This is a genomic window from Paenibacillus haidiansis, from assembly GCF_036553665.1.
GTDB classification, from domain to species: domain Bacteria; phylum Bacillota; class Bacilli; order Paenibacillales; family Paenibacillaceae; genus Fontibacillus; species Fontibacillus haidiansis.
Map to the genome: position 1 here is coordinate 342,792 of NZ_JAZHPZ010000002.1, position 19,986 is coordinate 362,777.

At 39.8% G+C, this 19,986-nt stretch carries 24 protein-coding genes; 7 read left to right on the forward strand and 17 right to left on the reverse strand.

The genetic code is table 11. The features are described 5' to 3' along the window. Positions 1–37: 37 nt before the first annotated feature. Positions 38–952 carry an ArsR/SmtB family transcription factor gene (locus tag V3851_RS05990; RefSeq protein ID WP_331845611.1) on the reverse strand — a complete coding sequence of 305 codons (915 nt, stop codon included), beginning with the start codon at positions 950–952 and terminating at the stop codon, positions 38–40. Positions 953–1,160: 208 nt separating this feature from the next. Between V3851_RS05990 and V3851_RS05995 the strand changes: the two genes are divergently transcribed. Further along, the gene (locus V3851_RS05995; RefSeq protein ID WP_331845612.1) at positions 1,161–2,663 is read left to right on the forward strand and encodes an alpha-N-arabinofuranosidase; all 1,503 of its coding nucleotides are present in this window, start codon (positions 1,161–1,163) and stop codon (positions 2,661–2,663) included. 9 nt (positions 2,664–2,672) lie between these two features. Further along, positions 2,673–2,942 (forward strand): DUF6171 family protein, encoded by a 270-nt coding sequence (locus V3851_RS06000; RefSeq protein ID WP_331845613.1) that lies wholly within the window; start codon positions 2,673–2,675, stop codon positions 2,940–2,942. A gap of 112 nt (positions 2,943–3,054) precedes the next feature. On the opposite strand, the gene V3851_RS26935 is transcribed toward V3851_RS06000, so the two are convergent. The 4 genes from V3851_RS26935 to V3851_RS06015 all read right to left on the reverse strand — a co-directional run bounded on the left by V3851_RS26935 (position 3,055) and on the right by V3851_RS06015 (position 4,579). Then, the gene (locus V3851_RS26935) at positions 3,055–3,288 is read right to left on the reverse strand and encodes an ATP-binding cassette domain-containing protein (RefSeq protein WP_414859265.1); all 234 of its coding nucleotides are present in this window, start codon (positions 3,286–3,288) and stop codon (positions 3,055–3,057) included. A gap of 13 nt (positions 3,289–3,301) precedes the next feature. Beyond that, complete coding sequence (locus V3851_RS06005) at positions 3,302–3,427, reverse strand: hypothetical protein (protein WP_331845614.1); 126 nt, start codon at positions 3,425–3,427, stop codon at positions 3,302–3,304. 17 nt (positions 3,428–3,444) lie between these two features. Beyond that, complete coding sequence (locus V3851_RS06010; protein WP_331845615.1) at positions 3,445–3,915, reverse strand: DUF5680 domain-containing protein; 471 nt, start codon at positions 3,913–3,915, stop codon at positions 3,445–3,447. A 178-nt stretch (positions 3,916–4,093) separates the two neighbouring features. Beyond that, the gene (locus V3851_RS06015; protein WP_331845616.1) at positions 4,094–4,579 is read right to left on the reverse strand and encodes a GNAT family N-acetyltransferase; all 486 of its coding nucleotides are present in this window, start codon (positions 4,577–4,579) and stop codon (positions 4,094–4,096) included. 390 nt (positions 4,580–4,969) lie between these two features. On the opposite strand from V3851_RS06015, the gene V3851_RS06020 reads away from it, so the two are divergent. From V3851_RS06020 to V3851_RS06035, 4 genes are read left to right on the forward strand one after another with little or no spacing between them, the layout of a single operon-like run. Then, on the forward strand, positions 4,970–6,136 hold the full coding sequence (locus V3851_RS06020) for an ABC transporter ATP-binding protein (protein ID WP_331845617.1): 1,167 nt from the start codon (positions 4,970–4,972) through the stop codon (positions 6,134–6,136). Between the two features lies 1 nt (position 6,137). Further along, complete coding sequence (locus V3851_RS06025; protein ID WP_331845618.1) at positions 6,138–6,803, forward strand: ABC transporter permease; 666 nt, start codon at positions 6,138–6,140, stop codon at positions 6,801–6,803. A gap of 47 nt (positions 6,804–6,850) precedes the next feature. Next, positions 6,851–7,753 carry an osmoprotectant ABC transporter substrate-binding protein gene (locus V3851_RS06030; protein WP_331845619.1) on the forward strand — a complete coding sequence of 301 codons (903 nt, stop codon included), beginning with the start codon at positions 6,851–6,853 and terminating at the stop codon, positions 7,751–7,753. 12 nt (positions 7,754–7,765) lie between these two features. Next, positions 7,766–8,467 carry an ABC transporter permease gene (locus V3851_RS06035; RefSeq protein ID WP_331845620.1) on the forward strand — a complete coding sequence of 234 codons (702 nt, stop codon included), beginning with the start codon at positions 7,766–7,768 and terminating at the stop codon, positions 8,465–8,467. Positions 8,468–8,546: 79 nt separating this feature from the next. On the opposite strand, the gene V3851_RS06040 is transcribed toward V3851_RS06035, so the two are convergent. The 12 genes from V3851_RS06040 to V3851_RS06095 all read right to left on the reverse strand — a co-directional run bounded on the left by V3851_RS06040 (position 8,547) and on the right by V3851_RS06095 (position 19,301). Next, positions 8,547–8,912: a DUF4180 domain-containing protein gene (locus V3851_RS06040; protein WP_331845621.1), complete on the reverse strand. Its 366-nt coding sequence runs from the start codon at positions 8,910–8,912 to the stop codon at positions 8,547–8,549. Between the two features lie 41 nt (positions 8,913–8,953). After that, positions 8,954–9,376 carry a GNAT family N-acetyltransferase gene (locus tag V3851_RS06045; RefSeq protein ID WP_331845622.1) on the reverse strand — a complete coding sequence of 141 codons (423 nt, stop codon included), beginning with the start codon at positions 9,374–9,376 and terminating at the stop codon, positions 8,954–8,956. 121 nt (positions 9,377–9,497) lie between these two features. Next, on the reverse strand, positions 9,498–9,863 hold the full coding sequence (locus V3851_RS06050; RefSeq protein ID WP_331845623.1) for a hypothetical protein: 366 nt from the start codon (positions 9,861–9,863) through the stop codon (positions 9,498–9,500). 89 nt (positions 9,864–9,952) lie between these two features. After that, the gene (locus V3851_RS06055; RefSeq protein ID WP_331845624.1) at positions 9,953–10,723 is read right to left on the reverse strand and encodes a hypothetical protein; all 771 of its coding nucleotides are present in this window, start codon (positions 10,721–10,723) and stop codon (positions 9,953–9,955) included. Further along, on the reverse strand, positions 10,723–11,247 hold the full coding sequence (locus tag V3851_RS06060; protein ID WP_331845625.1) for a hypothetical protein: 525 nt from the start codon (positions 11,245–11,247) through the stop codon (positions 10,723–10,725). Before V3851_RS06060 ends, V3851_RS06055 begins: the two co-directional genes overlap by 1 nt. A 738-nt stretch (positions 11,248–11,985) precedes the next feature. Then, positions 11,986–12,735, reverse strand: coding sequence for a CPBP family intramembrane glutamic endopeptidase (locus V3851_RS06065; protein WP_331845626.1), 750 nt, complete (start codon positions 12,733–12,735; stop codon positions 11,986–11,988). A gap of 303 nt (positions 12,736–13,038) precedes the next feature. After that, on the reverse strand, positions 13,039–13,923 hold the full coding sequence (locus V3851_RS06070) for a hypothetical protein (RefSeq protein WP_331845627.1): 885 nt from the start codon (positions 13,921–13,923) through the stop codon (positions 13,039–13,041). 321 nt (positions 13,924–14,244) lie between these two features. Beyond that, positions 14,245–15,240 (reverse strand): serine hydrolase domain-containing protein, encoded by a 996-nt coding sequence (locus V3851_RS06075; protein WP_331845628.1) that lies wholly within the window; start codon positions 15,238–15,240, stop codon positions 14,245–14,247. Positions 15,241–15,455: 215 nt separating this feature from the next. After that, a complete protein-coding gene (locus V3851_RS06080) occupies positions 15,456–16,283 on the reverse strand; it encodes a hypothetical protein (RefSeq protein ID WP_331845629.1) in 828 nt (275 codons plus the stop codon). Positions 16,284–16,477: 194 nt separating this feature from the next. Beyond that, positions 16,478–18,064: an RNA-directed DNA polymerase gene (locus tag V3851_RS06085; protein ID WP_331845630.1), complete on the reverse strand. Its 1,587-nt coding sequence runs from the start codon at positions 18,062–18,064 to the stop codon at positions 16,478–16,480. A 234-nt stretch (positions 18,065–18,298) separates the two neighbouring features. Beyond that, positions 18,299–18,856, reverse strand: a complete 558-nt coding sequence (locus tag V3851_RS06090; protein ID WP_331845631.1) for a hypothetical protein — start codon at positions 18,854–18,856, stop codon at positions 18,299–18,301. 238 nt (positions 18,857–19,094) lie between these two features. Beyond that, a complete protein-coding gene (locus tag V3851_RS06095; protein WP_331845632.1) occupies positions 19,095–19,301 on the reverse strand; it encodes a helix-turn-helix domain-containing protein in 207 nt (68 codons plus the stop codon). A 171-nt stretch (positions 19,302–19,472) separates the two neighbouring features. Here V3851_RS06095 and V3851_RS06100 point away from each other — a divergent pair, with 171 nt between their 5' ends. Then, entirely contained in the window at positions 19,473–19,760 is a 288-nt protein-coding gene (locus V3851_RS06100; RefSeq protein ID WP_331845633.1) for a hypothetical protein, read from the forward strand. Positions 19,761–19,986: the final 226 nt, after the last annotated feature.

Genomic DNA, 19,986 nt, shown 5'->3' on the forward strand with positions numbered 1-19,986 from the left:
GCTGAGCACAGGGTCTGAACGACATATTCCCGGCCGTTTAATTCTTCTCCGTGTAAAACAGTTCCACAGACAAATGCTCGTTATAGTTGCCGAAGCCTTTTCCAAATAAGGTTAATCCGCCCTGATGGATGGCATCATCCTCAACCGATAAGCGGAAAGTCCACTCTTTTTTATAAATATCCACTTCCGCCAAAGTCACCTCCGATATTTTGAGCCCGTCCATAAATGTACCTTCTTCCGTAATGCGAAGCTTCTTGAGCAGCCCGTATTGATTGGTATGAGAGGACCACCATTCGGGCGTATACTTGCCGCGATAATCGCCGTAATCTCCGGGACTGGTCCAGATTCCAACCTTTCGTCCATTGATCGTGAAAGTGATATCGGAAGGATAATTATTATTCGTGGCCGGCGCTTCGGACGCAATCTCCATTGTAAGCACCAGTTCCTTAGGTTCCTGGGTGGACAAAAGAAAATTCGGCGCCTTATATTCCACGTATCCTTTGCCAAACCAAAGGATGGCGGCGTTAGTCCGCTCGGGATCCCAGAAGTAGCGCGGATCATCAAAATTTCCAATCACCTTATCCAAAGTCGCCAGTCCGCAGGTCGGTTCAATATAAAAATCCGAATAATGCCCGACCGGAATCTCCACCCGATAGCTAAGGCGGCGTTTGTTGGTTTGCAGGGCAGGAAACTGGATTTCCGCGGCATTCACCGCCAGGGAGCAGATTTTTTGCAGGCCGCTTTTTCCTTTGGCCATCTGAGTAACAACCAACCCGGCTTCCGACAATTTCCGGACATGCATGGTCATGATGGCACTCGACAGTTCAACGGCTTGGGCCAGCTCTTTAATATTCATGGGGCCGTCGGCCAGAAGCCGCAGCATGTGAAGACGTACCGAGCTTGCCAGGGCTTCGTATACGGGGAGTGATTTTTCGGTAAGGTCAAGTTTCATCTTAATATTCTTCCTTATCAATTTAATTAATATTTATATTACTTAAACCTTTAAGATTTGGCAACAAAAGAAGGACATTGCTTTTAAACACACTGCATCTGTTTGAACAAAAAAGGTTTGACGGATCAAAATCTTCCAGCTTATAATTATAAATGAAATTATAACTTTATTAATGTTTTTATTAACGATTAAGGAGTTGAAAAATGTCATGGCGATGAAGGGTGTTTTAAACGCGGATCTAAGCAAAGGAAAAATCAACCGCAACATTTACGGGCATTTCTCGGAGCATTTGGGGAGATGTATTTATGAAGGGATTTGGGTCGGGGAAGATTCCGCGATTCCCAATACGAAAGGCATCCGCAACGATGTAGTGAAAGCGCTTAAGCAGATCAAGATTCCCGTTTTGCGTTGGCCGGGCGGCTGCTTCGCGGATGAATACCATTGGAAGGATGGCATAGGTCCAAAGGGCGATCGTAAGCGGATGATCAACACCCATTGGGGCGGCGTGGTCGAAAACAATCATTTCGGCACGCACGAATTTATGGAGCTGTGCTCGCAATTGGAATGCGAGCCGTACATTAACGGAAATGTCGGCAGCGGGACCGTTCAGGAAATGTCCGAGTGGGTCGAGTACCTGAACTTTGGCGGGGTGTCCCCGATGTCCGAGCTGCGCGGACAGAATGGCCGCGAAGAACCTTGGGCGGTAACCTATTTCGGAATCGGCAACGAGAATTGGGGCTGTGGCGGTAACATGCGTCCGGAATATTATGCCGATTTGTATCGTCAATTCCAAACCTATGTCCGGAATTACGGCGATAATAAGATTCACAAAATCGCTTGCGGTCCGAACTCGGACGATTACAATTGGACGGAAGTCCTGATGCGCGAGGCCGGCCGGTTCATGGATTCGATTACGCTGCATTACTATACACTGCCGAATGATTCCTGGGAGGATAAAGGTGAAGCGACCGGTTTCGACGAAACAGCCTGGTTCACGACCCTCAAGAAAGCTCTGCGTATGGATGAATTGATTACCCGTCATAGTACGATTATGGACAAATATGACCCGGAACGCCGTGTCGGACTGATTGTGGATGAATGGGGAACCTGGTATAACGTCGAACCGGGTACGAATCCGGGCTTCCTGTATCAACAAAATACGATTCGCGACGCATTGGTCGCAGGGGTGACCTTCAATATTTTCCATAAGCACAGCAATCGGGTTCGCATGGCCAACATCGCTCAAACCGTGAATGTCCTGCAGGCCGTGATCCTTACGGAAGGAGAGAAAATGATTCTAACGCCGACATATCATGTCTTCGATATGTATAAAGTCCATCAGGACGCCGACCTGCTTGAACTGTCTCTGGACCCGGGAAGCTACACCTTGGACGACAGCGGCACCGAAATCCCCGCGGTAACCGCAACGGCGTCGCGCGATGCGCAAGGAGCGATTCACATCAGCTTATGCAATTTACAGCATCATGCCGAAGCCAATCCGATTATTGACCTCCGGGGCATCGATTTAGAGCGCTTGGCCATCACCGGAATTACGCTTGCCGGCGACAAAATGGACGCCCATAACACGTTTGATCAACCGGAGGCCGTTGCTCCGAAATCATTCGAAGCTTTTGGCGTAGAAAACAATAAATTGTCTCTGACCCTGCCTGCGATGTCAATCACCACACTGGAACTTAAGCCTAAGGCATAAGGCAAAGTGATGGCGGACAATTCCTGCAAGGCTTGCCGAGGCAATTATCAAATAACGAACAGCCAGATGGAACGCCTTTTGAAAACTTCGGCTTTCGCTCCCGAGCTTAGAGTAAACGAAGAACAATATCATGAGAGACTCCGCCTTTGCGAAACTTGCCCCAAACTATTGGACAAAACGACCTGCGGAGTTTGCGGCTGCATCATCCCTGTCGTCGCCTGGTTAAAAGAACGCTCTTGCCCCCTTCCCGGCGGAAGCTTGTGGGGGAGCGTAAAATAGTTTAAACAACAAATAAGCTGATACCACGACTGGTTCAGCTTATTTGTTGACTTCAATCCGGTCCGTACCTGCTCAAAACTCGGGATTCGGCTATGGTTTGCATTTTAACCCGCTAGATACTGATTTTGAAAAAGCAAATCATACGTTTCGTTTCTGTTACGCAGATGGTAGACTTGCCGCTGCCGCTTTTCCCGACGATGGCCAGATGCTCGCCCTTACTCACGGAGAACGAAATACCGTCAAGAACAAATGAATCGTTGCCCTTATAAGTGAATTTCAGATTTTCAACATGGATATCTGTCTCGTCAATTTTCTTATAGGGCCTCTTATCTACTTCTAAATTCAATATCTCGATAATTTTATCGATCTTTGAGGAACGGATAAATCAAATTGGTCAACGTCATTAATGTAGTGATGATGAACCCGGTTAAAAATACCCATTTGTGCATCCATACAAATTTCATGATCCATTGTCTTTTGATCATAAGCTCCACTCTCTTGTCTATTTAATCAAACCTCCATGATAGACTAATTCATAGACTTGGATATGATTTCGAAATATTCTCTCCTTGCCTTTAAAATGCCTAATATCTCCTTCGTTACTATCATCATATCTCAGCTCATCCTCCGATGTTTCAAAGCCGCCAAGAAAACGTCCTTCAGCATACAACTTCGTTAAACTATTCATAATCATCTTTCCTGCTTCTTGAGAGCTTATCAATTCGGTATCCAAAATGTAGCCATAATAATTCATGGCCCAAACCGGCTCTGCATGAAAGTACACGACTTCTTGACCAATGAAATCTTGGTCGCCAAAATAACTGTCATGGTAAGACCACTCATGATCTGCAAACTGTATATCTTTCGACGCCAGCCTATAAGGTAATAGTTTTTGAGCCCCTCCTACATATGTCTTACTCTTTGCAACAACTATGAATCGCTCAAGGTCGGTTATTGAATATGAATTCTTCATTTGTTTCGTTCCTTTCTTTTTACGTTCTCGCATTTACAACGCGACCCGGCCTTGGGTAACTTTCTCCTTAGGCCGGGTCGTGTGTTGTCAGAATATTCTTTTCTGAACTAATAGTTATATTTTACCTTTATTTATATATGCGCACAAGCGTTCTTATGGCTTTGAAAAAAAGTAAATTTCAAAGATTTTTTATCATTGTAATTGACGTACCAACCATCCCCACCTGAATAAATCCAAACCTTTTATAAAGCCGTAACACCGGATTTCCGGGATCAACACTTAAGGAAACAGAATCTATTCCCCGATCTTTCAATTCTTTCAGGATCGTGTTTAACAATACAGAGCCTATTCCCTTACCGCGATGTTCCGTCCTAATTGCCATTCCTAATTCCGGAGTTTTCGAGTCGACAAATCCATATCCTTTGTTATTTTCACTAAAAAATCGTGCTGCCACAGATCCGACAGGTTCATCATCTATCAACGCAATAAAGCCAATGTCGTCATCTCGTCCCCAACCGTCTACATACTTTGAGATGGATGGATCAGTTAAAATATCCTTGCTAAATGGCTCTTGACCTTCAGGGGTAAATAATGAAAGGAACAACATTTCCGACAGAAAAGCTTCATCATTCTCAACTGCTTTACGAATTTTCAAATCAGTCATAGTCACACATCCCCGTAACATTTTTACGCGACGAACCCCTAGAACATTATCTTTCGCTTATTACCAAGTTCTTTTAAGCGTCCTTCAATCGAATTCAATAATATTCCCTTCTTTCGTATGTTTTTCATACAGATTATTCTATCATCTCATATTCTAATGTCTCTAAATCCCATAGATAGCTCTTATCTTAGGCCCGGGTCGTTTGTTGTCTGAGCATCTTCTTTGTCTATTCACATTTGACTTCACTGATATTGTATGGCGTTAGGGGTTGCAGAATCAACTACTCTGCCGGAGGTAAAATTCAACCGGTTCCAAAAAAAATTGGGTCTCCATGGATGATATGCCAAATGCTCCGCATAATAAGGATACTGCTTGTAAAGGGGCGATTGAATGATAGCACTGGAGCATGTGAACAAGGTTTACGACAATGGCTTTCATGCGTTGAAAGACATTAATCTTGAATTCAAAAAGGGGGAAATTACCGTCCTCATCGGACCGAGCGGCTGCGGCAAATCGACAACGATGAAGCTCATCAACGCGCTCAATAAGCCGTCTTCGGGCAGAGTACTGATCAACGGTAAGGATATTTCCGGATTAAATCCGGTTGAACTGCGGCGCAATATCGGCTACGTCATTCAAAGCGTCGGATTATTTCCGCATATGAATATCTCCAAGAATGCGGGGGTGGTTCCGCGTCTGAAGAAATGGGATATGGACAAAATAGAACAAAAAGTAAACCAACTGTTGGACATGGTCGGGCTGGACCATACGACATACGGCACACGCTATCCATCCGAGCTAAGCGGCGGACAACAGCAGCGGGTAGGCGTCGTGCGAGCGCTTGCGGCCGATCCGGATATCATCCTTATGGATGAGCCGTTCTCCGCACTGGATCCCATCAGCCGTGAGCAGCTTCAGGATGAACTGATCCGGCTTCAGCAGGAGCTCAATAAGACCATTATTTTTGTTACGCATGACATGGATGAAGCCATTAAAATTGCGGATACCATCGTGCTGATGAAAGATGGCGAAGTGATTCAGAAAGGTAGGCCGGAGGCCATTTTACGACATCCCGCCAATGAATTTGTACGTGACTTTATCGGTTCGAAACGTCTGCAAAATGAAAACGAGAGCGCTTATGAAATTCCGCTTGTCGATGAAGTGATGATTACGAATCCGGTCACGGCACTCCCGAGCAGGGGATTGGCTGAAGCCATCAAGATGATGGAAATGAAGCGGGTTGATTCGCTGCTGATCGTGGACCGTAACCGGCAGCTTCAAGGAGCGGTTTCGATCTACCGTGTTCTCGACCAATACGGCGAGGAAGACAAGAGCGTGGCGGACGTTATGCATCCGGTCCGTTATTCCGTTGCCTCGGGAAGCACGCTGCCGCAGGCGATCGAGATCATGGACAGCCACCAGCTCAGTAATCTCCCTGTGGTCGACAGTAACAACAACCGGTTCCTTGGGCTCATTACAAGAGGCAGTATCGTTAAACATTTGGCCCAAGTCTATCCAACGATAGTTCCTCCGGAGCCGAACGGAGAGGATGAGTGAGATGAACGCATTCTGGAATTTCATCACGGATCGCTTTCCGGATATTCTGAAAGCCTTGCAGGAGCATCTGGTCCTCTCCTCATCTGCCGTGATTTCGGGAACGATCATTGCCGTACCGATCGGCATTCTTTTGGTATACAACCGGGTAGGATGGATCAATAGCATCGTCTTTTTCATTGCGAACCTGTTTCAGACGGTACCGAGCCTGGCGCTTCTGGCAATTCTGATTCCTTTGCTCGGCATTGGTATGAAGCCGGCCATACTGGCGCTTTTTCTATACTCCCTGATGCCGATTTTGCGGAATACCTACGACGGTTTTCATGCCGTGGATAAAAGTGTGCTCAATTCGGCCAGGGGGATGGGATACAGTACCGCCCAAATAATTTTGAGGATTCAGCTTCCCTTATCGCTTCCTTACATCATGTCCGGTATCCGCATTACGACGGTATACATCATCAGTTGGGCGACTCTGGCTTCCCTCATTGGTGCCGGGGGTTTAGGCCAGCTTATTGTATCGGGACTTGGTGTCAACAAGCCCGAGATGATATTCATCGGCGGCATCGGGGCTATTCTCCTGGCACTTGTAGCCGACGGTCTGCTTGGTCTGGTTGAAGGCTGGCTAAGCAAGCACTACCATCAGAATCAGACCCGGGACGCTGCCATATGAGCATCATCAATTTGGGACGGCGAGTCGGACGGAATAAGGAAGGAGTGATGAAACTGAAAAAGCTGAAATGGATTCCTATGCTCGTCTGCATGATGGCTCTTGCCGCTTTAACTTCCGCCTGCGGAATTCAAAGTGATCTTACGATCGGCACTCAAACCTTTACTGAAACCAAGATTTTGGCCGAGATGTATAAAGCTCTGATTGAAGATCAAACCGATCTGAAGGTGGATATTATTCCGGATCTGGCATCAAGTCCATTGGTTCTCAATGCGGTGATACGAAACGACGTCCAGATGGCGACATTATATACCGGTGAGATCTTCAACAAGCATTTCCCGATCAGCGGTACCAAAGACCGCGCCAAGGTGTTGAAGGAAGCGCAAGAAGGATTTCAGAAATACTATGGTCTTACCTGGATGGACCCTTTGGGTTTTGAGAACACCTACGCCTTCACGGTAAGAAAGGATCTAGCCGAAACCAATGGCTATAGCAAAATTTCCGATATCAAAAAAGACATGTCCAATATGAAGCTTGGGGTAGATACCACATGGCTGGAGCGAAGCGCGGACGGGTATCCGGCATTCTCCAAGGCGTATGGCATTACGTTCGGGCAAATCTTCCCTATGGAAATCAGTCTGGTTTACAGCGCGGTAGCCAATCGGCAGGTGGATATCGTATTGGCCTATTCTACGGATTCCCGGCTGAAGGCCTACCAATTGCAAACCCTTCTGGATGACAAGCAGTTCTTCCCTCCATATGACGCAAGTCCGGTATTGCGTTCAGACCTTTTGAAGAAGCATCCTGAAATTGAGGATGCCATAGCACCATTAATCGGTGCTCTGGATGCAGATACAATGGTATCGCTTAATTATCAGGTTGACATTGAGAAGAAAAGCGAGCGGGAGGTCGCAATTGCGTACCTAAAAGAGCAGGGCCTCTTAAAAAGCTAAAGGAGAGAAAGCATGGAAAACGAACATCTAACATTTGCAGACTTTTTGTCGTACGTCTCACGAAATCAAGGATTGCTCTGGGAGTATTTCATCCAGCATATTACGATGGTGGTTATCGGTCTGGGACTGGCATTTATCGTCGGGGTGCCCCTCGGCATCCTCTGCTCCAAAAGCAAATGGGCCGCTAAAATCATTTTGTTTATCACCAACATCCTTCAGGTCGTACCGAGCTTGGCCATGCTCGTGGTGCTCATGTTATGGCTGGGACTCGGAACGAAAACGGTCATGGTTGGGCTCTTCCTGTACTCACTGAATCCAATCGCACGCAATACGTACGTCGGGTTAAAACAGGTGGATGCCAGCTATCTTGAATCCGGAAAGGGAATTGGCATGAGCCCCCTTCAACTACTTGTCAAAGTGCGTTTCCCGCTTTCCCTGACGTACATCATGTCGGGTCTTCGCATTGCGGCCGTCATCGCCGTCGGCGTTGTAACGATCGCTCCCCTCGTCGGAGGAGGCGGTTTGGGGAGGGAGATCTATGCGGGACTGAACAGCAACAACTCCCTGCGAATCTTTGCAGGCGCCATTCCTGCCGCGGTCCTGGCGATTGTCGCCGATCTCGTGCTCGGCATGCTTCAGCGCAAGGCGGACCTGACCAAACGGAAGTCAGCCGTTGCAGCTCCTTCACCTGCAACCCCGAAGAAGCTCGCCTGATGCTCGAATGATTGTAGCGGTGCCTTACCGGCTTAAAGCTCACCAGGAGCCGGCCGTAAACCTTCAAGTTTTTGTGATTTTAAATGCTGCACAATTTTTCAATAGCTTGATCTTCATCCGATAAGAAAAATAAATCCTTTCCCTTGTTGCTTTCATATATAAAATCTTTTAGACTTTGACTTTGATACGTCGAAAAGTCACCGACAATGGCAACTTTCGTTTGATAATTTATAAATTTTTGAATGATTTCCCCCGCTAACCGCGTCTTCAAGTCAAAAAAATCTTCACTTATAACCGACTTGTTTAAAACGATTTTGTTGGTTCCAACTTCATAACTAACCGTCGCTATAAGATCCAAAGCGGATTGGACATCAGTGATTAATACTTCACTGCTGGTAACGGAGGCAATCTCTACTCCATTCTTATTAATCGTTCTTATGTTCATAATCTTCCTCCAGTTAAGTAGTTTGTTTAATTCTCATTTATTTAAACTACCAAGTCCTTTTTGAAGTAATAATGATTGCTTCCAAGTGGAGCATTCTCAATCATTGCAATTTCCTTATATCCATACTTCTTATAAAACTCAGGAGCCTGAAAGCTAAATGTATTCAATTTAATGAAAGTACACTCTTTTGATCTCGCTATTTTTTCGGCTTCATTTAATAGCCTTTTACCAAGTCCTTGTTTACGATGCTTCTCTTCAACCCACAGAATGTCAATCTCCATCCAGTTCCAACATACCGCGCTGTTAAGCCCTGCAATTATATCTCGATTATCGGACTTCAAACACAGATTGACTTCTTCGTAGATTCCATTTGGCGCATATAAGGCATTATATTCAATAAGTTGATTTCTTACATAATTCGCTTCTTCGTTTGTTCCTTTATGTATGGAGAAAAGATTTGACATAATACAACCCTCCTTTTATTTTTTTACATTGTTGTCGTCGAACGTACTTGTAAGTCACGAAACGCTATTCGGAAGTACTTTCTCTCCCGATCTACTTATTAAGCTTTTGACTACTGATTCGTTATTCTTTGGAATGATTATCAATAGCTTGAACAGCCAATTCCAAAGCTTTAATTCTTCGTTCTAAAAGCGTTCTTTGCGGACTACCTGCCTTTGACTTTGAATAAACGTTTTCAAGGGATGGGAATAAGCCATTAAGAGTATTACGAGCTTCTGCTATATCTTCCTGGTTATAATTATGAGGCTTTTGATTCCAAACATTTTCCAGCATGGCTAAGCCAATGTAAAGAGCATTGAGTCGTTTCCTTATTAAAGTAGTACTGGCGCCTTTTTCAGTCATCTGAGCCAAGCCGTTTTTGGATTTGCGGATTGTCGATTGAAAGGATTTTATAGATTCTGATTTAACTGCATCTGATACGTTTTCCATGTTAGTGCCGCCCATCCTCTCTTTGTAATGTCGTTAATAGAATTGGACCGAGGGCGTATGCCCGACATGTGATCTTCACGTGATACCTGCTAACTTTTTTTCAAATAATCAGTAACAATATTATAAATAGATATTATTTTTGGTTTATTTTTATTGAAATCTTCAACAATCGCTTTATAAAATCTATCAAAGGCAATAAACGTAACGACGCTCTCCAATACAATTTGTTTAATATTGATCCATAATAGGACATTATGAAAAATCACCATACCGCTTAACGACTCTATCCCAGCTAAAAACACTAATATAAACGAAAATAAATAAATTATTGTTTTAATATTTAAAACATCTAAAAATCCAACAAGAATATTTGCCATCACATTTTTATCATTATAAAAATCCGTCGGAAATAACTTCAAAATAGGTTTTGTAATTTTTTTAGGGATGAAAGAGAATCCGATAAAAGTAACTGTTAATGCCAAATAGTTAGAAATAACCTGGTTCAAACCAAAGATCCAACAAAAAAAGTAAATCAAAGCAAATAACAAATGCATGGAAAAAATCAAAAAACTCAAACAAAAAATAGTTATTAATATGACTGCAATGACAACATAGAAAAATAAGATGATCCTATTTCTATAACTTAACTCTGTATCTTTTCTAGCGTATATAAACATAACGGCCAGAAAAGCCACTGCTCCAATCAGGATTAAAGACCCAAATGATACAGAGAACAAAATCTGCAAGTTTTCTAGCATGACTTTTAGCATATTTTCACACCATTCTAAAATGTTTCCCGATCTGACAACCAAGGGGCAAAAACCCGATGCGTCGGTGCACCTGGCATCTTCGAAACTCATCAATTTGCTCTTCTATATATCTTCTCCAGCGATTTTATATATTCTTCTTTACTAAATGTCATTATTGGAACTTTATCTAACCACTTAACCCCAGATTCTAGAAATCTATTCTGGTTAATCAGTTCATTAGGCTTATTCATATCTATTCCAATTCGATTCCATTTTACTTGATCCTGTGTAGTTTTTTCTTCCGCAACAATTAGTGTACAAGATAAATCGCAATCATCCGGACACATTAGAATCGGTATGATCTTTAATTCGTGGCTTGTGGCAAATACATTCTCAACTAGTTTAAACTCTTCATCAAAATTCATCCAATCTACCATTGTTGGAATTAACCCAAAAACCAACTCATTTGGGCAAATTTCATTTAACATTATATCCAAAGGCTTTCCATCAATTAATATAGTTGGATGAGGCTCCTTAACATATATGCTGCTCATATTCTCAACTGATATCTTATTTTGCACTTCTAAACTCTCCTTCGAACTACTTAAAAGAGTTGGTTCAAAAACGTTTTGCATCCACGAACCCTCATCACCCTAGATATCTTATCTTAGTCGATGCGTGAATGCGTTGTTCAGGTGAAGTAGGTGGTTTCTATGATTAACCCCACTGATATAGATCGAGGACATACATCTTATTATCTACATGAAAATAAATCTGTTCCCAATCAAATTCGTCCTTATATTCAGTTTCGGTCAATAATCTGTAGGCATCAACATCAAATACATCAAAGAATTCAGTTAGCAACTCAATTAACCTATTACTTACATCATTGAATTCTTTATCATATTCGGCTGATTTAAGATCATTACTACCAAATTGTCCATATCTAACTTTAATATCTTGCATTCGAAATAATGAAAAAAACCAATTGGCGCTAATTAAAAACAACTCGTCCTTCCAATTATTAAGTTTCTGCAATCCATTAATTCGATAAATTGATACTTATGTCCATAACAAACTCCAAAGAATGTAACCAAATTGCTTAGACCTTCTAAGTAACCATTAATCATAAAGAACAGTTCCTTCTTCAAATTAGTTCTTCCATCAAAAATTCAGTTTTACTTATTTCACCTTACGACTTCGTATCACGAAACGACCCAGCCTTGATAACTCATATCTTAGGCTGGGTCGTTTGTTGTCTGAGCTTCTTCCATGATTATACATCTGACAACCAAGGTACGTAAGCCCCGCAGCGTGAATACGGTGTTTATCCGATGTGCTCACTTCATCGAATTAACTTACCTTTCAATTCATCAACTAAATGATAAAACAAACAGCAATGACATGAATGTTATAATACCATTTAACAGATTATGGGCAATCATGCATCCTACAATGCTTTTTGTTTTTATAAACAAATACCCAAAACATAAACCGGACGCCAAACAGGTTAGTTGTTGAAGTATGTCAAAGTGAGTTATCTTAAATGGAAATAAACTAAAATTAATATGAGCTATCATAAATATTAATGTAGATGCAGATATAACTATGATTGATAATCTTTTACTATTGGAAAAATACTTTCCCCATAAACTCAACATTAGAGTTATTACTAATGATCTAAACATGAATTCTTCACTTGTTCCTGATAAAAGAACCTCAAATAAATAATAGCCTATATAATTTCTGAAGTTGAGCGGGAATGTGAAGCCAGGAGAAACTCCAACCTGTTTTATTAGATAAATGCCAACAACGGCTTGGATTAGGATCCATACGCCAAGGAATACAGAAACAAATACAATAGAATACCTAAATTTATTTAAATTAAACCCAAAATCCTTAAAACGTATATTCAGCAACTTGGAAATAACGATAATAGCTAACAACGTTATTAATGCCTGTAAAATATGGTGAATGACTAATACCATAAATACGTTATCTGGATCTAATTCATTGAAAAAAGGATAATATCTCTTAGCAACATCAAACGAGACCAAACTAATAAGTTGAACATATGCTGCTAAGCAAATGAATGTTAAGCTAGTTTTTATGAGTTTCATCATTAAAGGGTTCCCTCTTTAAATCAATTGAACTATTCAATTAATATTCATATTTTTCTTTTCTTTAGAGTATTTCGGATAACGTTTTTGTATTCACGAACCCTCATGGCTTAAGGGACGCTAGCCCCGGGTCCGACGGACTTAGCTAGTGCAAGGTTGTCTGCTGACTCGACTTCCCCGAATTCCCCCTCCCAGACCGAGGGCCGGATGGCCCGATGCGTGAATATGGTGTTATCCGATGCTGCTTCTTCTTTGAATAACAAACAAATTACTGTTCAATCAATATTATCTAGATATATTACATAGTTAATCTGCAACGTATCGGTCTATATATTCCTGAAAACGTTCTTCCGACCATAAATACTCGTATTCCCTTGTTTCGTTACTAATTTCCTTATCTATATCAATGGAGTTTATCCATTCAACTATAGTGCAAACATCTCTATAACTTCTATTCTTGCCGAATACATATTCTAAATCAGACGGATAACATGGTATAAGGAAAGTATCCATGCCCCTCGTTTGGAAACATCCCAAAATATATGAATTAGAGTAGTATTCAATTCCATTGGGATATTTATTGAGTTTAGGAATATATCCTAATACTAACTGATATAAACTTACATCTCTGAAGCCAGAATAGTTCTCGGGCGAAGCAATACCTACTACAAGACTTAATACTTTTGACTTAACCGCCCCAATAATCTCCTCGCGAATTATTAGATCATTATAATATTTAATAAAGGTTTCCTTATGCTTCTGTCTAGTCAACATGTCACTTATATCATCCCAGAAAAGTACTTGAATATTGAAGCCATATAGCGTGTACACTTCTTTATCTAAATCAATTATTTCATTTTGAATACTGGAATCTCTTGGAGCAGTTGTAGTAAATAGAAATCTTTTTAGATTTTTATTGAAATTAGATGCCCTTTCAGCTTCGCTTTTGATCTCTGAAATTAGACTTCTTCTAAAACCTCTATCACTTATATCTGCTTTAGACTTTACTTTGCATTGTATCCCTACTAATTCTTTTTTCGAATCATAGCCATATATATCAACGCCATTTTGACTTTGACCGGACCTTCCATTCTTTTGAATTCTCTCAAGATACACAGCATAAAGATCATGTATTAATGATTCAAATTTAATTCCGTCAGTGATTTCTGGAATTTTGATATAGTCGTACATCTTAGTTCTCCTTTATCATCTAATGTCAACATGCGTTGGAGTAAGAAGCTGTATTCTGAATACGATAGCTTGCATTTACTTTGTCAATTGTCTAAATGCAGTAATAAATCCACGTTCTCAAAGAGTTTTGCAAAGCAGTTTCAGATAACGTTCTTGTATTCACGAAACGACCCAGCCCTAGATAGCTCTTATCTTGGGCTGGGTCGTTTGGTGTCTGAGCCACTTCCATAATTATACATCTAACAACCGAGGAGCGTAAGCTTCGATGCATAAATACGTTGTTATCTGTAGTAACCGACTTCGTTGAAACCACTTTCACATTTATTGGTCCTCTACGCACTTACATACCAAATTCCCAAATGTTTTTATATCATCAAGATAATCATATCCTTCTGGGTTTGATCCGTTCTGATTATACATTCTTACCGCCACAGTTTTATACTTAGGGATGACAAGACATGCACATCCGGTAGCACCTAAGGATTGGAAAGAACCAGATGGAAGTTTATTGCCTAACTCCGTTAAAGAACGCGGCTCATCTTGTATAAACCAAAAAAATCCGTTTCTTGGTAATTCAGGTTTTAATTCGGATAGGCTAATAATGGAAGTGGTTTGTTCGAATATTTCTTTAGCTAATAACTGTTTCCCATTTATAGCTCCCTTATTTAAATGCAAATAACCCCAATAAGCTAATTCTCTCGTGCTAATAAATAAGTTAGCTTCACTACCCTGATCATCTTTGTATTGTTCGTTCAGCCAAACTAATTTATTATTTTGATCTTTGCACCATCCGGTTTGATTAAATCCCGTAGGTGAAAATATACATTCTTCAATTAATTGTGCTAAGGGCATCTTATATAATTTCCGAATGATCTCGATAAGCAAATTAACACCGACGTTATTGTACTTCCAGTCTGTCCCTTGAAGAAACAATCTTCTATCGAGACTCTCCAGTCCATGAGTATGGGTTAATAAATGTCTTATTGTAGTATGATTTAATACTTCCCTATCCAAGTCATTTAAGTAGTCGACTACAAGATCATCAATGCTTCTGATCTTCCCTTGATGCAATGCAAGACTAGTAGCAAACCCTAAAAATGTCTTTCGGACTGAAGCAACATTAAATCGTGATTCCTCATCAACTAATCGACTTTCTAAAAAATTATCATGTACTCCTGAATACCACTCATTCACGATACGATCATTATGAATAATAAAGGTCGCAGCAGCGGTTGCAGAATTTTTGTTCTTTACCTCTGAAACATAATTATTCAGTGCATTGAACGATTTTCCTGTTGCTGCTTCTAGGTTAAACACTAGTTCTTCACCTTCTTCACTTTTCGGTTATTTCAGCTAAAGCTAACGTTCTGGTATTCACGAAACAACCCAGCCTTAGATACCTCTTATCTTGGGCTGGGTCGTTTGTTGTCAGAGCCTCTTCCATGATTATACATCTGACAACCGAGGGGCGTAAGCCCCGATGCGTGAATACGTTGTTAGCTGAAGTTTAAAAATTTCCAGATAAACCTACATTATTTTATTTTTAAAATATTAGTAATCACATAAGTAGCGAATTCGATCGGGATATGTTCAATATTAATATTTTCAGGCTTACTATCTTTATTTAACCCTGTATATTCTATAATGATAAAATCTGAAGCCATACTATTTTCCTCTTTTATTTTTAATATTCCCATCGCCGCTTCTAATAACTTTCTTGTGTCACATAAATTTATGGCAACTCTTTGTATATTTATTACAGATTCAATTACACTCTCAAAATGCTCATACAAATCAATATTTGGTGGACCTACAAGCAGATCTCTTTTTATTACAAGCTTCCAATCGTAAACAGTTAATAGCTGGTCCCTATTCGCAAAAATGTTAATTGTTTTTTCTTCTGTCTCCTCATTCAATTTCATATTTACATTGTCTAGTGGAATATCACAATGGATACTGAAATTTCTTAGTTCATATATAAAACGATACGAGAATGATCTATCATATTCCAATGAAGTAGAATCTTTAAATTTAGTAACTTCTAGCGATTTATTTCCATAGGTTCTTTTTATGTATGTCTCCCAATGATCCAAAAATGTTCTAAATAGAGTTAGAAAACTAATTATATTTATATAAAGCTTAGTATCAAAATCACTTGGTTTTATAGATTTGTTTAATCTGTCGGACATCAATACATTTAAATCCTTTAAGGCTTGCGCAATATAATTAATTCGTCTGTAATTCATTTCAAACTCTCTGATTCTAACAATGTGCTCATTTAGTAGAGTATATTCATCATCTTTTAAGCCTCTAATTACATTTATCTGCTTATTATGATAAGTAGCTAATCTTTTTTTCATTTATAATCTCCTTTTTGAATTTCAGCTAACGTTTTGGTATTCACGAAACGTCCCCGTCTTAGATAGCTCTTTTCTTAGGCTGGGGCGTTTGTTGACTGGAACTTCTTCCATGGTAATGCATCCTGTCAACCAAAGGGCAATACCCCTGCAGCGTGAATATAATGTTAGGTGAAGTACCATGCTTCTTAGATATTCTAAAAGGGGTTTTTCTGTGCCCATTTCTCTACTACTTGCTCCAAAAGATCCCTTTGGGTCAAACTTCTTGATTTATAGTAAGGATTTCGTTCATCCTTTGGTAGACAACTAATTGCTACTAGAAAAGCTCTCTTAACCCAAGGATCAGAAATTATACTAAACTTGTTTTCTCTAAAATATCTATGATTTTTTGATCTTCCTAAATTTAAAATCAACTCTCTAACTGTAAAATTATCATCATATTTCTTTATTAATTCTGAAAAATACTTCTCATTGTTCCATTCGTCATTATTAGAAAATAGATGTAATAGCCAAGACCTATTAAACTCTAACTCACTCATAAAACTACTTTGAAGCAGACTGATCACTTTACTTCCAATTTCGTGCTTTTGTTCTTCGCCATAAGATCTAACTAGCTCAAGGTGATTAATAATAGTTTTAATAATAGGAAATAACTTTCTCATATTTTCTTCTGTCAATATTAACTCTGCTACTTCAGTATTATCAAAGCGCGCTAAATTTCCGATAAGAAATTTAGCAAAACCTATATCAAAATCATCTTTACTGAGTTCCTCTTCTAGTAACTCAAATATATTTAACTCTTGAAGTTTTTCTATTTCTTCTTCTTCTAACGAAGAAAGATCAATCTCCCCATAGAAATCTCTACTAACTCCAAGCTTATCTAATAATTCATAGAATTCTTCGATTATCCTATCTTTTTCTCTTTCTTTATACAAATAAAGATGCTTAGAAATAAAGCTATCAGTGGTCAGAATTTTAGTTTTTTGTTCATTTAATTTTAAGTTCAAAATATCATACAATTTTTGTGCCAAGAACGCTAAAGATTTATACGCTTCATTCTCAGATTTACAGAACAGTCGATAATCATCGACATATCTAATAAACACAATATCATTATCAATAAGTATCTGATCGATCTCATTTAGTACAAGCTCAGCTATTGGGCGACTAAACTGAGGGCCAATTGGAAGTCCTTTATGAGTTTGACTAATGTGCATAGCTTTAATTATATTAATTAAAGTTTCAGCATGAGCATTCTTTCCGCTTAACTTTACACATTCGCGCAAATGAGTCTCGATATTGTGTAGATATATACTTGGATAAAAGTCTGTAATATCTGTCATCACTACATACGAATATTCTTCTGATTCCAATAAATCTTTCGTCTTTTCTTCATACTTCTTCCAATTATATTCAGTATCAAACAGAGTGCCCTCACTCTCAGGATTTAACCTAAATGAGTACACGATATCATGCACAGCTGGTATCCTTTTATTTTCTATTTCTTCATGTATCTCATAAATTAGTGCGTTATACACTATCGAATCTAGGGGATCTAATTGAGTACATATTCGAAAGCCGACACTGCTCTTCGGTGTAATAGTAGTTCTATATGGCCTTACTCCATTAGAGTAAACATCGATAGCTAATAGATGTTTTTTTATATCATGCCAATTTTCATTAATTGCTTCAAATTCAAAAAGCTTCGGAAAAACATAGGAATCTCCGTATTTATTAATATGCTTCAAAGACCAATCGAGAGATTCTTCTTTTAGTTTCAGCATCTTGAAATTTGACCTCCAAATTATTTATGGTATTTCACCTAACGTCTTTGTATTCTCGAACCCTCACTGGCTTAAGGCGCGCCAGCGCCGGATCCGACGGACTTAGCCAGTGAAGGGTTGTCCGGCTGTTCCCATTTCTCCGAAATTCCTCTGTCCGGACCGAGGGCCGGATGGCCCGATGCGTGAATATGGTTTTAGCTGAAGTAACCGGCAACCTGAACAACATTCAAATCATTACATATGCTTTTTAATCAACTCAAATTCAGATTCAATATCAGATCTTAAATGTTCATTCCACTCATTTACGTTATATTTAGTTATAGATATCTTCTTGTCAGCTAAATACTGCATTAACATGAGATAACTACTTAAAGGAAATTCTTCTGAGTACCATTGTTTTCTGTAACCCACGATCCCATGCTTTCTTAATAAGATTGTAAGACTACTGACTACTGCTTTGATAAATTTTTCAAGATTTATGTCTTGGTTAAATATCACTTGCTTCTTCCCGCAATCTATTCCATCTTCATATTCATGTATTTCTAAATTAATAATTTCATTCTTCCTAGTCAGTGTCCATACGTGTTCTGCCGGCTCCGAATTCCACGAAAAATTTGTAACTTTCTTGATCTCATCACTTTCTGTTACTTCAGGGATTAATACCTCTAAAGCCCTTAAAAAGTCTGTTAATGCATTTGTTAAATAACTTGGAGAAAAGTCATATTGTTCATCATTAATCTCTAAAGAAACATTGGCCCAGCCAATACTATCGAGTTCATATGAAAACTTCATAGAGATACCTCCATAAAATCGCTCTCCGGTTATTTCACCTAACGTTCCGCATCTACGACGCGACCCGACCTTAGATAGCTCTTATCTTAGGTCGGGTCGTGTGTTGTCTGAGTATTCTTCTTTGATTTCACATCTGACAACCAAGGGGCGAATGCCCCGCAGCGTAGATGCAATGTTATACGACGGGGTTCTTCTTTGAATTCCCCCCCATCATTTATTTCCAAGTTCTTTTTATTCCTTATTTAGATTCAGGGATATGCTCTAATAGATCACCAGGTTGACAGTTTAATGCTGAACAGATTTTATCAATCACTTCTAGAGAGACGTATTCATTCGTGTTCAATTTAGCCATTGTTGCCGACGATATTCCAGTCATTTTTAATAGCTGCTGTTTCTTTATGTCTCTATCTATGAGTAATTTTTGTAATGGTTTATAACTTATCATTGCTAAATCCCTCACAAGGTAGTTGAATTTTTCTTTAATTATATTAAACAATATTTGTGTAAGCAAAATTATTTTTATGTTCTCTTGACATAAAGATTCATCATGGTAAAATAATATTCGAGAAGTTAAACTTTATTTCGCAAATATAAATCTGCCTGGGAGGTGTGATTTTTGAGCAATTCTTTTGAGGCCTTGATTGATCCACTGATTCGTAACCGATTAGAGTCATTATATAATGAGATAAAAACCAATAACTCCGAGTTCAAGGAAATATCAAATGATTCTGTACAGTATTTCAAAACAATACGAGAATCCCTCCCCGACAACCTGCAACATACTTTATTCCTCTATGAAGACGCTCAAATCTCAATACAAGCAATTCTAGAAAGAAAAATATATCTGCAGGGATTTAAAGATGCCTTATATCTCTTCAATGAATTACATATCACAAAACTTTAAGAGCCTTCGGGCTTTTTTCTTTTTATTTCAGACCCTGTCGTATAACGTTATTGTATTCACGACGTCCCACCGACTTAAGGCTCCGCCAGGAGCCGGCTGCGCTTGCGCAGTTAGTCGGTGCGGATGTGTCCGGCTGATCTCGCTTCCCTGAAACTGAAATCCCTCTCCGGATTCACTTCTAACTTCGTACCGGACCGAGGGCGAATGCCCGATGCGTGAATATGGT